Raw genomic sequence first — 12,594 nt, 5'->3', positions numbered from 1 at the left:
TCGCAGCCTTCGGCAGCTCCTACATTGGAATAAATTTCCATGTAGGAGCTGCCGAAGGCTGCGATCTTTTGCTTTTAAAGCTTAAGGCCGAGCCTTGAGTTGCGCCTCGGCCGCCTTGGCCAGATCCGGTGGCAGGAAATCCTTGTCCGGGTTGTAGTCGGCTTTCAGATATCGTCGCAGATCTTCCAGATCCCCCGGATTCAGCGTGCCCGCCGCCTGCTTCAGGCGCAGGTTATCGAGGATGTAGTCGTAGCGCGTGTTGTTGTAGTTGCGCACCGAGGTGTACAGCTGGCGCTGCGCATCGAGCACGTCAACGATGTTGCGCGTACCCACCTGATAGCCGATTTCCGTCGCTTCAACAGCACTCTGGTTGGAGATGATCGACTGCCGCCGCGCCTGCACCTGCTCGACATCAGTGTTCACCGCGCGATGCAGGTTGCGGGTGTTTTCGACGATCTGCCGCCGCAGCGATTCGCGCTGTTGTTCGCTCTGATTCAGTTGTTCATACGATTGGCGCACTTGCGAGCTGGTCAGCCCGCCGCTGTAGATCGGGATGTTCAGTTGCAGGCCGACCGTGCTCTGTTCGACGTTGCCGTGGTAAGGCGTGCCGAACGAGTTCGGGTTGGCAAACCCGAGCGCATCGTTGTCACCCTTTTCGTATTTGGCCACAGCGTCGAGGGTCGGCAAGTGGCCGGCCTTGCGCTGTTTCAAGGTTTCTTCAGCCGAGCTGACGGCGAAGTTGCTGGCGAGCAAATTCAAGTTCTGTTTCGCTGCGGTATCGACCCAGGCCTTGGCGTCGTTCGGCGCCGGCGGCAGGATCGGCAGCGTGTGGACGATGCCCTGGATCGAGTTGTACTGACGGTTGGTCAGGGTGATCAGCGCTTCGAACGCATCGTCGACCTGACGTTGGGCGACAATCCGGTTGGCCCGCGCGGTGTCGTAACTGGCTTGCGATTGCAGCACGTCGGTCTTGTCCGACAGACCGACATCGAAGCGTTCGTTGGACTGGTCGAGCTGGCGCTTGAACGCGGCTTCTTCAGCCTTGGTCGAGGCCAGGTTGTCCTGGCTGCGCAGGACGTTGAAGTAATCTTCGGCCGATTGCAGGATCAGGTTCTGTTCGGTCGCCGACAGTTGCAGCGCGGCTTGTTCGTTGACGTCCTTGGCCGCTTGGTACTGGAACCAGCGATCGGCGCGGAACAACGGCTGTGCCAGAGTCGCTTGATACGAATTAGCGCTGCGGTTGGCAATGGCCGAGGGCTGGTCGATCGACGTCCGCACATTGGCCACTTCGGCACCACCGGACAAATTCGGCAACAGCCCGGCGCGAGCCTGCGGCACCACTTCTTTCTGCGCACCATACTGGGCGCGGGCGGCGGCCAGATCGGCGTTGTTGTCGACAGCCTCCTGATAGACGCTGACCAGATCGGTTTTGGTCGACAAGGGCGCTTCTGCTGCCCAGGCCATTGCGTTGGACGCACAAGACACGGCAACAGCCAGTGAGAGTTTGCGCAGCATGAGGCGATCCCTAGCATTAATATTATGGAAGTAATCCGGGCGCCAACGGTAAGGCGCGGGCCCCACAGCGTCAAGGCGTGGCGGGGCAAAGCGAGTGTAGTTGCGCATTTGCCTCACAACAATCGGCCAAGCCCCTGTATTTATGCCATTCATCATGGTGTTTGCTGCGGTGTTGGCGTTATTTCTCAGTTGTGTCTAGACTGGCCGGGTTCTTGTCGGGGTGCCTTGCTATGAGGCTGAGATCGAATAATTTCGGATCCCGTTGAACCTGATCAGGTTAGCGCCTGCGTAGGGAACAAGATTTCTCGTCACCCGGCGAGTCCTCTTGTGCTTCGTCCGGGAAATTGTTCGACAATCGAACGCTCGACGACGAGGCACAGCACCGGTCCTGGTGCGTCCGTGCCTTTCAGGTTCTGCTCCGACAATCCACTGCCTGGATGCTGTCTGGAGAGCCCGTGATGACTACAAAATCAAAAAACGCGATCAACCTGAGTGACTCGGCCAAGGTCGACGAGCAATCGGTCAAGCCGTTCACCCGTTCGCAAAAAGTCTACGTTCAGGGCTCCCGCCCGGACATCCTCGTGCCGATGCGCGAAATCACCCTCGACGTGACGCCGACCGACTTCGGCGGCGAAATCAACGCGCCGGTCACCGTCTACGACACCTCGGGCCCGTACACCGATCCGAACGTGGTGATCGACGTGCGCAAAGGCCTGGCCGATGTGCGTTCGGCGTGGATCGACGACCGTGGCGACACCGAGCGTCTGGCGGGCCTGAGCTCGAACTTCGGCCGCGAGCGCCTCGCCGATCCGGAACTGACCAAACTGCGCTTTGCCCACGTCAACAACCCGCGCCGCGCCAAGGCCGGTGGCAATGTCACGCAGATGCACTACGCGCGTCAGGGCATCATCACGCCCGAGATGGAATTCGTTGCCATCCGCGAAAACATGAAACTTGAGGTGGCCCGCGCCGCCGGCCTGCTGGATCAGCAACACCCGGGTCACAGCTTCGGCGCCAGCGTGCCGAAAATCATCACCCCCGAATTTGTCCGTGAAGAGATCGCCCGTGGCCGCGCAATCATCCCGGCCAACATCAACCACACCGAACTGGAACCGATGATCATCGGCCGTAACTTCCTGGTGAAGATCAACGGCAACATCGGCAACAGCGCGCTGGGTTCGTCCATCGAAGAAGAAGTGGCGAAACTGACCTGGGGCATTCGCTGGGGCGCGGACAACATCATGGACTTGTCCACCGGCAAGCACATTCACGAAACCCGCGAGTGGATCATCCGCAACTCGCCGGTGCCGATCGGCACGGTGCCGATCTATCAGGCGCTGGAAAAAGTCGGCGGCGCGGCTGAAGACCTGACCTGGGAGCTGTTCCGCGACACGCTGATCGAGCAGGCCGAGCAGGGCGTCGACTACTTCACCATCCACGCTGGCGTGTTGCTGCGCTACGTGCCGCTGACCGCCAAACGCGTGACCGGCATCGTTTCCCGTGGCGGTTCGATCATGGCCAAGTGGTGCCTGGCGCATCACAAGGAAAACTTCGCCTACACGCATTTCGAAGAAATCTGCGAAATCATGAAAGCCTATGACGTCAGCTTCTCGCTGGGCGATGGCTTGCGTCCGGGGTCGATTGCTGACGCCAACGATGCCGCCCAATTCGGTGAGTTGGAAACCCTAGGCGAACTGACCAAAATCGCCTGGAAGCACGATGTGCAAACCATGATCGAAGGCCCGGGCCACGTGCCGATGCAGTTGATCAAAGAGAACATGGACAAGCAGTTGGAGTGCTGCGACGAGGCGCCGTTCTACACCCTCGGCCCACTGACCACCGACATCGCCCCGGGCTATGACCACATTACCTCGGGTATCGGTGCGGCGATGATCGGCTGGTTCGGTTGCGCGATGCTTTGCTACGTGACGCCGAAGGAACACTTGGGCCTGCCGAACAAGGATGACGTGAAGACCGGGATCATCACCTACAAGATTGCGGCGCATGCGGCGGACTTGGCCAAAGGGCATCCGGGCGCACAGATTCGCGACAACGCCTTGAGCAAGGCGCGTTTCGAATTCCGTTGGGAAGACCAGTTCAACCTGGGACTTGATCCGGACACCGCGCGTTCGTATCACGATGAAACCCTGCCGAAGGATTCGGCCAAGGTCGCGCACTTCTGTTCGATGTGCGGGCCGAAATTCTGCTCGATGAAGATCACTCAGGAAGTCCGCGAATACGCGGCCAACCAGCGGATCGACGCGGTCGACGTGGACGTCGCCCAAGGCCTGGCGGAACAGGCCGAGCGGTTCAAGAAGGAAGGCAGTCAGCTGTACAAAAAGGTTTGACCCCGTACTGATCGTTCCCACGCTCGGCGTGGGAATGCAGCCCGTGACGCTCCGCGTCACTGGACGCGGAGCGTCCCTAGAGGCATTCCCACGCAGAGCGTGGGAACGATCACAATGACAAAAAATACTCCTCCGAGATAACACCCTTGAGCATTCAACCCAGCACCTATTCTCCCGATCTCGCCGTGCCCGCCGACAAGCGTGTATTCGGCGGTCGTGATCTGTTTTCCCTGTGGTTCTCCCTCGGCATCGGCCTGATGGTGTTGCAGACCGGCGCATTGCTCGCGCCTGGTCTGGGCCTGTCCGGTTCGCTACTGGCAATTTTCCTTGGCACGCTGGTCGGCGTTCTGCTGCTGGCGGCCGTCGGCGTAATCGGCAGCGACACCGGTCTGTCGTCGATGGCCGCGCTGAAACTCAGCCTCGGCAGCAAAGGCGCGAGCCTGCCGGCGCTGCTCAACCTGCTGCAACTGATCGGTTGGGGCTCGTTCGAAATCATCGTCATGCGCGATGCCGCCAGCCTGCTCGGCACCCGCGCGTTCAGCGACGGCTCGTTGTGGTCGAATCCGGTGTTGTGGACACTGTTTTTCGGCGCGCTGGCCACCTTGCTCGCGGTCAGCGGCCCACTGACTTTCGTCCGCCAGATCCTGCGTAAGTGGGGCATCTGGCTGTTGCTGGCGGCGTGCCTCTGGCTGACCTGGAACCTGTTCGCCAAAGCCGATCTGGCTGATCTCTGGTCGCGCGCCGGAGATGGTTCGATGCCGTTTGCCGTGGGCTTCGACATCGCCATCGCGATGCCGCTGTCGTGGCTGCCGCTGATCGCCGACTACTCGCGTTTCGGCAAGCGGGCGAAGAATGTTTTCGGTGGCACTGCGGTCGGGTTCTTCATCGGTAACTTCTGGCTGATGAGCCTCGGCGTCGCCTACACGCTGGCCTTCGCGCCGAGCGGTGAAGTCAATGCACTGTTGCTCGCACTGGCCGGCGCCGGGCTGGGCATTCCGCTGTTGTTGATTCTGCTCGATGAGTCGGAAAACGCCTTCGCTGATATTCACTCGGCAGCGGTGTCCAGCGGGATTCTGTTGCGCCTGAAAGTCGAGCATCTGGCCTTGGCCATCGGCGTGATCTGCACGCTGATCGCCCTGCTGGCGCCGTTGGCGCAGTACCAGAATTTCCTGCTGCTGATCGGTTCGGTGTTTGCACCGCTGTTCGGCGTGGTGCTGGTCGATCACTTCATCCTGCGCAAGCGCAGTGCTCAGGTCGCGTCGGCCGCCTTGCGCTGGCCGGCGTTGTTGGCGTGGCTGGGGGGTGTAAGCACTTACCACTTGCTGGCGAATCTGTATCCGGATGTCGGCGCAACCCTGCCGGCGCTGGTGCTGGCAGGGCTGTTGCAGCTAGTGCTGGGTCGGGCCTTCAGTTACGGCCGGGAAACAGCTCAGGCTTGAGAATGCCGTTCAGACGCGGATAAGGAATCTTCAGTTCGACGTGGCCCAGCGCGTAAGGCGCAATGGTGCTCACGTCGTACTTGAGGATCACGCCGCCATAGGTCAGCGCCACGTTCGGGGTTTTCACGAACGGCCAGCTCTTCACAAAGTCCGCTTCCTGGTCGAGCTTGGTGCTGATCAACCAGCTGTTGTGCGCGACCTGCGCCGCCTTCCAGAACGCCTCTTCCTGACCCGGCACGAGCATGTCGGACAGGTTCAGCACTTTGTGCTGCTGGCGCGAATAGTTGATGAAACCGCGACCCGGGGTGCCATGCGCGCCACCAGTGTCGAGGTAACTCGACACCTCGATGATCACCAAGCCGTCATGCTGCTCGCGTACTTTCGCTTGCAGGTAGCTGCTGTTGCGCGGGCCGGCGCTGGCCAGGAACTGCTCGCGATAGGCCGCCAGGGTCGGCGCCACCGGGGCGTTTTTCTCGGTGCGGGTCATTTGCAGGAGGCGTTTTTCGATGATGCCGTCCAGCGCAGGTTCGGCCGGGAAGCGCAGGGTGTCGATGTTCACCAGCGGGCAATCAGGGTTGGAACAGCCCGGTTTCAGTTGTTCCGACGCATCGCGGGTGGTTTCCAGCGGCGTGCGGTAGTTGGGTTGGAACAGGCTTGCGCACGCGCCCAGAGTCAGGGCAATGGCGGCCACGGAGGCAATTTTGAAAAGCGACATGGGCGTCCTTTCGAAAGCAAGGGAAGGCAAAAAGTTACCGCTTCGACTCTCAACGAAGCAGTCAGTTCGCCACTAAGCTAATTAGAGTGCGTTTCGCCGCCACCGTCCATCCCGCTGACGGTAAAGGGGCTGCATCAAACGGTGCGGGCGCGTTAGGATGGCGCGAAGTCGAGGTTGCCCGTAACTGGAACCTCGTAATGGATTTGCAGTAGACGAGGATGCTCATGACCGATTTTGCCAACGCCATTCCGACCACCGTCGACGTCGTGCGGCGTGAACGTTGCTACGAGGGCTTCTACAAGCTCGACCGTCTGCACCTGCGCCATGAATTGTTCGCCGGTGGCATGAGCCGCGAGATCAATCGTGAAGTGTTCGTGCGCCATGATGCCGTGTGCATGCTGCCCTACGATCCGCAGCGCGACGAAGTGGTGCTGATCGAGCAGTTTCGCGTTGGCGCCATGGGCAAGACCGCCAATCCGTGGCTGGTCGAACTGGTCGCCGGTCTGATCGACAAGCAAGAAGTGCCGGAAGAAGTTGCTCGCCGCGAGGCGCAGGAGGAAGCTGGGCTGGACATCAAGGCCCTGTGGCCGATGACCCAATATTTCCCGTCGCCGGGTGGTAGCAACGAGTTCGTGCATTTGTATCTGGGGCGTTGCAGCACCGAGGGCGTTGGTGGCCTGCATGGCCTGGAAGAAGAGGCTGAAGATATCCGCGTCACGGTCTGGGCTTTTGAAGATGCCTTGCAGGCCGTCCGTGACGGACGCATTGCCAACGCGGCGAGCATCATCGCCTTGCAATGGCTGGCGCTGAACCGCGCCGAAGTGAGGGGGCTATGGTTGTAAACAAGCTGCGCGATCGCTATCGAGTCGACCTCGTGGGGCTGCAAGCCGCCTGCGAGGCCAACTACGCGCGCCTGATGCGACTGGTCCCGGACATGCGCAACGAACCCGAGGCACGGCGCATCGCCGTGACCCAGGGCGAGCAGATGCTGGGCGTGCTGGCCCTTGAAGTGCTGCAAACCTGCCCGTACACCACGACACTGCAAGTGCGTCAGGAACACAGCCTGCCCTGGCTGCCGGTGCCGCAACTGGAAGTCCAGGTCTATCACGACGCGCGCATGGCCGAAGTGGTCAGCGCCGAACATGCACGACGCTTTCGCGGCATCTATCCTTATCCGAACGCGGCGATGCATCAGCCGGATGAAAAAGCTCAGCTCAATCTGTTCCTGGGGGAATGGCTGAGTCATTGCCTGGCATTGGGGCACGAGTACGAAGTCGTTCGTTAGTTGTGAACTGCGTCCGGTTCGCCGCTTTCCTCTTTCAGTCATCCCCCAGCATAATTGCGGCACTTGATCGATTCCGTGCTTTTGCCTTGGGAGAACGCCTTGCCGAGCGTATCCACGTTGACCACCGCCGATTCGGCGTTGCTGGTGCAGTTGTCTGACAGCCATCTGTTCGCTGAAGCGGACGGCTCGCTGCTGGGCATGAACACCCGCGACAGCCTGCAAAAGGTCATTGAATTGGTACTGGGGCAGCAGCCGCAGATCGATCTGATTCTGGCCACCGGCGATATCTCGCAGGACGGCACGCTGCAGTCGTATCAACAGTTTCGCCAGATGAGCGCGCAGATCGCCGCGCCGGCGCGGTGGATTCCCGGCAATCACGACGAGCCGATGATCATGGCCCAGGCCGCCGTGCAGAGTGCCTTGCTGGAATCGGTGGTCGATATCGGCAACTGGCGGGTGACGATGCTGGATTCGTCGGTGCCGGGCTCGGTGCCGGGGTTTCTGCAGGACGATCAACTGCAACTGCTGGCCCGCTCGCTGAGCGAGGCGCCGGAGCGCCATCATCTGGTGTGTTTCCACCATCATCCGGTGTCGATCGGTTGCGCCTGGATGGAGCCGATTGGTTTGCGCAATCCAGAGGCGTTTTTCGAGGTGCTGGATCGTTTTCCACAGGCCCGTGCGGTGCTGTGGGGGCATGTGCATCAGGAAATCGATCGTGAGCGCAATGGCGTGCGCCTGATGGCTTCGCCGTCGACCTGCATTCAGTTTGAGCCGGGCAGTGAGGATTTTAAGGTGGGGGAGCAGGCGCCGGGGTATCGCTGGTTGCGGTTGTTGCCGGATGGGCGACTGGAAACAGGGGTTGAGCGCGTGACTGGATTCGAGTTCACAGTCGACTACGGCTCCAACGGCTATTGAGCGACAAATCAAAACCCTCATCGGAACGCCGCCCGCCCAGCCCTCTCCCAGAGGGAGAGGGGGCCGACCGAGGTGTCTGGCGTCATACGCCGACCTGAAATACCGAGTCGATTATGGATTCGGCGAATTACTTTCGGGTCGGCGTACTTCTGAAATATCCCCCATTCAGTTCCCTCTCCCTCCGGGAGAGGGCTAGGGTGAGGGCCGCTCCTGCTGAATGACCAATTTCTCGAAACCACCCCCAATCCGCTCTTCTCTCCCTGTAAACTCCGCAAACCCAAACCGACACCCAGGGAGCTCAAATGTCCGGTTCGATCCTCTATATCCACGGTTTCAACAGCGCGCCGGCCTCGAAAAAGGCCTGTCAGCTGGTAACGGTGATGGAGCAACTGGGTTTGAGCGATCAATTGCGTGTTCCGGCCCTGCACCATCACCCGCGTGAAGCCATCGGTCAGTTGGAGCAGGCAATCGCCGAGCTGGACAGCCCGCTGCTGGTGGGAAGCTCACTCGGCGGCTACTATGCGACTCACCTGGCCGAGCGCCATGGCCTGAAAGCCCTGCTGGTCAACCCGGCGGTCAGCCCGCACCGGATGTTCGACGGCTATCTGGGCCCGCAGAAAAACCTGTATACCGATGAAACCTGGGATCTGACCCACGACCACGTCACGGCCCTGGCCGAACTGGAAGTGCCGGCGCCGCAGGATGCGCAGCGCTATCAGGTGTGGTTGCAGACCGGCGATGAAACACTGGATTATCGCCTCGCCCAGCAGTATTACCGCGCCTGTGCCTTGCGCATTCAGGCCGGCGGCGATCACAGTTTTCAGGGCTTTGCCGGGCAATTGCCGGCGTTGCTGAGTTTTGCCGGCATTGGCGCCGATGTGTATCAGGCAATCGATTTCACCGCACTGTGAAGTCTTGCCCCTATTTCATGAATGACTGACGACGAGACCCTATGGCCACTCCCAGCGCTAGCTCTTATAACGCCGACGCCATCGAAGTCCTCTCGGGCCTCGACCCGGTGCGCAAACGCCCCGGCATGTACACCGACACCAGTCGGCCGAACCACCTCGCCCAGGAAGTCATCGACAACAGCGTCGACGAAGCCCTGGCCGGCCACGCCAAATCGGTGCAGGTCATCCTGCACGCCGACCACTCGCTGGAAGTCAGCGACGACGGCCGTGGCATGCCGGTCGACATCCACCCGGAAGAGGGTGTGTCAGGCGTCGAGCTGATCCTCACCAAGCTTCACGCGGGCGGCAAGTTCTCCAACAAGAACTACCAGTTCTCCGGCGGTCTGCACGGGGTGGGTATTTCCGTGGTCAACGCCTTGTCGACCGAAGTGCGCGTACGCGTCAAGCGTGACGGCAACGAATACCAGATGACTTTCGCTGATGGCTACAAGGCCACCGAGCTGGAAATCGTCGGCACTGTCGGCAAGCGCAACACCGGCACCAGCGTCTATTTCGCGCCGGATCCGAAATACTTCGATTCACCGAAATTCTCCATCAGCCGCCTCAAGCATGTGCTCAAGGCCAAGGCGGTGTTGTGCCCGGGCCTGCTGGTCAGCTTCGAAGACAAAGGCACCGGCGAGAAAGTCGAGTGGCATTACGAAGACGGCTTGCGCTCTTATCTGGTCGACGCCGTCAGCGAATTCGAGCGTCTGCCGAACGAGCCGTTCTGCGGCGCTTTCGCCGGTAATAAAGAGGCGGTCGACTGGGCGCTGCTGTGGTTGCCGGAAGGTGGCGACGCAGTGCAGGAAAGCTACGTCAACCTGATCCCGACGGCGCAGGGCGGTACCCACGTCAACGGTTTGCGTCAAGGCCTGCTCGATGCCATGCGTGAATTCTGCGAATTCCGCAGCCTGCTGCCGCGCGGCGTGAAGCTGGCGCCGGAAGACGTCTGGGAGCGCATCGCTTTCGTCCTGTCGATGAAAATGCAGGAGCCGCAATTCTCCGGCCAGACCAAAGAACGTCTGTCGTCCCGTGAAGCAGCGGCGTTTGTCTCCGGTGTGGTCAAGGATGCGTTCAGCCTGTGGCTCAACGCCAACCCGGAAACCGGCTTGGCGCTGGCCGAACTGGCGATCAACAACGCCGGCCGTCGTCTCAAGGCGAGCAAGAAAGTCGAACGCAAACGCGTCACCGCCGGTCCGGCATTGCCGGGCAAACTGGCAGATTGCGCCGGCCAGGATCCGATGCGTTCCGAGCTGTTCCTCGTCGAAGGCGATTCCGCCGGCGGCTCCGCCAAGCAAGCGCGGGACAAGGAATTTCAGGCGATCCTGCCGTTACGCGGCAAGATCCTCAACACCTGGGAAGTCGACGGCAGCGAAGTACTCGCCAGCCAGGAAGTGCACAACATTGCCGTGGCCATCGGCGTCGATCCGGGCGCGGCGGACATGAGCCAGCTGCGCTACGGCAAGATCTGCATCCTCGCCGACGCCGACTCCGACGGTCTGCACATTGCTACGCTGCTCTGCGCCTTGTTCGTCCAGCATTTCCGCCCGTTGGTGGATGCCGGCCACGTCTACGTCGCGATGCCGCCGCTGTACCGCATCGACTTGGGCAAAGAGATTTACTACGCCCTCGACGAAGCCGAGCGCGACGGCATTCTCGACCGTCTGGTCGCCGAGAAGAAACGCGGCAAACCGCAGGTCACCCGATTCAAAGGTCTGGGTGAAATGAACCCGCCGCAGTTGCGTGAAACCACCATGGACCCGAACACCCGGCGTCTGGTGCAACTGACGCTGGGCGAAGACTTCGCGCAAACCTCGGAAATGATGGACATGTTGCTGGCGAAGAAACGCGCCGGTGACCGCAAGACCTGGCTCGAATCCAAAGGCAACCTCGCCGAGGTGTTGGCCTGATGCGGTTTGGCTGGGCCTTCGCGGGTGCCTTGCTGCTGAGTGCAATGACCGTATCGGCTGAGCCGTTACAGCAATTGCGCCTGCTCTCCGAGCATCCGGTCGACGGCATGCGCGGCGGCAATCTGTCGGGGCTGGCGCTGTGCGGTAACGAACTGTGGACGGTGTCCGACCGCGATGACGAGCAGATCTACCGGCTTAAAACCGCTGATCAGGTCTGGCAGGCCGAAACCGTGCACATCGACGTACCGCCAGTGCCCGACAGCGGCTTGCCGTGGGGCTTGAGTTCGCGCACCTGGGCGGCGTCGTTCATTCGTGGCGGTGATCTGGATTTCGAAGGCATCACCTGCGACAGCGCTGGCAATCGTTACATTGTCAGCGAGGCCCATGCCGCCGTGCTGCAAGTGCCGCCACAAGGCCCGGCGTCATGGCTGAAAATCTCGCCGATGCTGGTGAAAGAAGCCCGGGCCAGTGGCATGTTGCTGCACTTCAACGCGCTGTTCGAAGGGCTGGCGATCAACCCGGCAGGCGATCAGTTGTGGCTGGCCGCCGAGCGTGAGCGCCGTGGCCTGCTGAAGATCAAGCGTCAGCAAACGGTGTGGGATTGCGACGGCGCCTGCGTACTGCTCAGCGAAGCCGGGGTCGAGATGCAGCCGCCGCAGTTTCCCAAGGCGCGCGCCGTGACTCGCGACTTTGCTGATCTGTCGCTGTTCAACGGCAAGTTGTTCACCCTTGAGCGCAACGCCTTTCAGATTTGCCGTCGTGATGCGGTGACCGCCAAAGTCGAACAATGCTGGTCGTTCGCCGAGGATGCTTTGCAGCCAGCGCGCCTTTATGCACAGGCTTATGGCCTGGCGGAAGCGCTTATTGTGGACGCGCAAGGTGCGTGGGTTGGCCTTGATAACAATGATGGCGTGCGTGCCGACGGCGAGAAACGCCCGATCGTCTGGCGCTTCGCCGCACCTGATGGCGGCTGGAGCGCCAAGCCATGAGTCAACAGCCGCCGGGCAAGCGCGCCGGTCGGGTGCTGATGATTCTGGCGTGGTGCGCTGCGCTGTTTCTGGCCACGCGGTTTTTCGGTCAGTGGGAGCAACGCCAGCAGAATCCGAACGTGGTGGTCAGTTCGGAGCAGGGCGAAGGTTTTATCGAAGTGAAACTGGCCGGCAATGCCCAGGGGCATTTTGTCGCCAGCGGTCAGATCAACGGTGAGCCGGTGGAGTTCATGCTCGACACCGGTGCGACCGATGTGGCGATCCCGGCGGATCTGGCCAAACGCTTGAAGCTGGAAGAAGGTTTCGGTGTGACCCTGAGCACGGCCAATGGCCTGAGCCAGGGCTATCGAACCAAAATCGACCGCCTGCAACTGGGCGACATCGTGCTGCGGGACGTCCGCGCACTGGTCGCGCCGGGGCTGCATGGCGATCAGGTGCTGCTCGGCATGAGCGCCCTGAACAAACTTGAATTTACTCAGCGCGGTGGCACCATGCTGCTGCGCCAGACAACGAACCGATGAGGCCTGC

11 protein-coding genes and 1 riboswitch are annotated in these 12,594 nt (G+C 61.0%); of the genes, 9 read left to right on the top strand and 2 right to left on the bottom strand.

Annotation, left to right across the window (positions count from 1 at the left end):
- Positions 1-81 precede the first annotated feature (81 nt).
- On the bottom strand, positions 82-1,515 hold the full coding sequence (locus WA225_RS05515; RefSeq protein WP_422607157.1) for a TolC family outer membrane protein: 1,434 nt from the start codon (positions 1,513-1,515) through the stop codon (positions 82-84).
- A 206-nt stretch (positions 1,516-1,721) separates the two neighbouring features.
- Positions 1,722-1,827: riboswitch (TPP riboswitch) on the top strand.
- Positions 1,828-1,973: 146 nt separating this feature from the next.
- Here WA225_RS05515 and thiC point away from each other — a divergent pair.
- Together thiC and cytX are read left to right on the top strand one after the other, a co-directional pair.
- Positions 1,974-3,863 carry a phosphomethylpyrimidine synthase ThiC gene (gene thiC / locus WA225_RS05510; protein WP_077570562.1) on the top strand — a complete coding sequence of 630 codons (1,890 nt, stop codon included), beginning with the start codon at positions 1,974-1,976 and terminating at the stop codon, positions 3,861-3,863.
- Between the two features lie 146 nt (positions 3,864-4,009).
- On the top strand, positions 4,010-5,302 hold the full coding sequence (gene cytX, locus WA225_RS05505; RefSeq protein ID WP_422607156.1) for a putative hydroxymethylpyrimidine transporter CytX: 1,293 nt from the start codon (positions 4,010-4,012) through the stop codon (positions 5,300-5,302).
- Here the strand turns inward: cytX and WA225_RS05500 are convergent.
- Entirely contained in the window at positions 5,271-6,017 is a 747-nt protein-coding gene (locus WA225_RS05500; RefSeq protein WP_242208832.1) for an RsiV family protein, read from the bottom strand. The genes cytX and WA225_RS05500 overlap by 32 nt on opposite strands.
- A 224-nt stretch (positions 6,018-6,241) precedes the next feature.
- Between WA225_RS05500 and WA225_RS05495 the strand changes: the two genes are divergently transcribed.
- The 7 genes from WA225_RS05495 (at position 6,242) to WA225_RS05465 (ending at position 12,587) form a co-directional block, all read left to right on the top strand.
- Positions 6,242-6,859, top strand: coding sequence for an NUDIX domain-containing protein (locus WA225_RS05495; RefSeq protein WP_422607155.1), 618 nt, complete (start codon positions 6,242-6,244; stop codon positions 6,857-6,859).
- Positions 6,850-7,302, top strand: coding sequence for a DUF1249 domain-containing protein (locus WA225_RS05490; RefSeq protein WP_034151669.1), 453 nt, complete (start codon positions 6,850-6,852; stop codon positions 7,300-7,302). Before WA225_RS05495 ends, WA225_RS05490 begins: the two co-directional genes overlap by 10 nt.
- Before the next feature lie 99 nt (positions 7,303-7,401).
- On the top strand, positions 7,402-8,217 hold the full coding sequence (gene cpdA / locus WA225_RS05485) for a 3',5'-cyclic-AMP phosphodiesterase (protein WP_422607154.1): 816 nt from the start codon (positions 7,402-7,404) through the stop codon (positions 8,215-8,217).
- Between the two features lie 302 nt (positions 8,218-8,519).
- Positions 8,520-9,128, top strand: coding sequence for a YqiA/YcfP family alpha/beta fold hydrolase (locus WA225_RS05480; RefSeq protein ID WP_422607153.1), 609 nt, complete (start codon positions 8,520-8,522; stop codon positions 9,126-9,128).
- Positions 9,129-9,169: 41 nt separating this feature from the next.
- On the top strand, positions 9,170-11,077 hold the full coding sequence (parE, locus tag WA225_RS05475) for a DNA topoisomerase IV subunit B (protein WP_422607152.1): 1,908 nt from the start codon (positions 9,170-9,172) through the stop codon (positions 11,075-11,077).
- Positions 11,077-12,066, top strand: coding sequence for an esterase-like activity of phytase family protein (locus WA225_RS05470; protein ID WP_422607151.1), 990 nt, complete (start codon positions 11,077-11,079; stop codon positions 12,064-12,066). The genes parE and WA225_RS05470 overlap by 1 nt, the downstream gene beginning before the upstream one ends.
- Positions 12,063-12,587 (top strand): retropepsin-like aspartic protease family protein, encoded by a 525-nt coding sequence (locus tag WA225_RS05465; RefSeq protein WP_007915776.1) that lies wholly within the window; start codon positions 12,063-12,065, stop codon positions 12,585-12,587. Before WA225_RS05470 ends, WA225_RS05465 begins: the two co-directional genes overlap by 4 nt.
- Positions 12,588-12,594 lie beyond the last annotated feature (7 nt).

The organism is Pseudomonas sp. (assembly GCF_049300855.1).
In the GTDB taxonomy this organism is placed as follows: domain Bacteria; phylum Pseudomonadota; class Gammaproteobacteria; order Pseudomonadales; family Pseudomonadaceae; genus Aquipseudomonas.
The sequence above is the reverse complement of the archived record's forward strand: the minus strand, read 5'-3'. Positions and strand labels throughout refer to the sequence as shown.

Bases quoted from the DNA above. Each gene is read 5' to 3' on its own strand.
- WA225_RS05515 (WP_422607157.1), bottom strand. From the start codon at position 1,515: ATGCTGCGCAAACTCTCACTGGCTGTTGCCGTGTCTTGTGCGTCCAAC.
- thiC (WP_077570562.1), top strand. From the start codon at position 1,974: ATGACTACAAAATCAAAAAACGCGATCAACCTGAGTGACTCGGCCAAG.
- WA225_RS05500 (WP_242208832.1), bottom strand. From the start codon at position 6,017: ATGTCGCTTTTCAAAATTGCCTCCGTGGCCGCCATTGCCCTGACTCTG.
- WA225_RS05495 (WP_422607155.1), top strand. From the start codon at position 6,242: ATGACCGATTTTGCCAACGCCATTCCGACCACCGTCGACGTCGTGCGG.
- WA225_RS05490 (WP_034151669.1), top strand. From the start codon at position 6,850: ATGGTTGTAAACAAGCTGCGCGATCGCTATCGAGTCGACCTCGTGGGG.
- WA225_RS05480 (WP_422607153.1), top strand. From the start codon at position 8,520: ATGTCCGGTTCGATCCTCTATATCCACGGTTTCAACAGCGCGCCGGCC.
- parE (WP_422607152.1), top strand. From the start codon at position 9,170: ATGGCCACTCCCAGCGCTAGCTCTTATAACGCCGACGCCATCGAAGTC.
- WA225_RS05470 (WP_422607151.1), top strand. From the start codon at position 11,077: ATGCGGTTTGGCTGGGCCTTCGCGGGTGCCTTGCTGCTGAGTGCAATG.
- WA225_RS05465 (WP_007915776.1), top strand. From the start codon at position 12,063: ATGAGTCAACAGCCGCCGGGCAAGCGCGCCGGTCGGGTGCTGATGATT.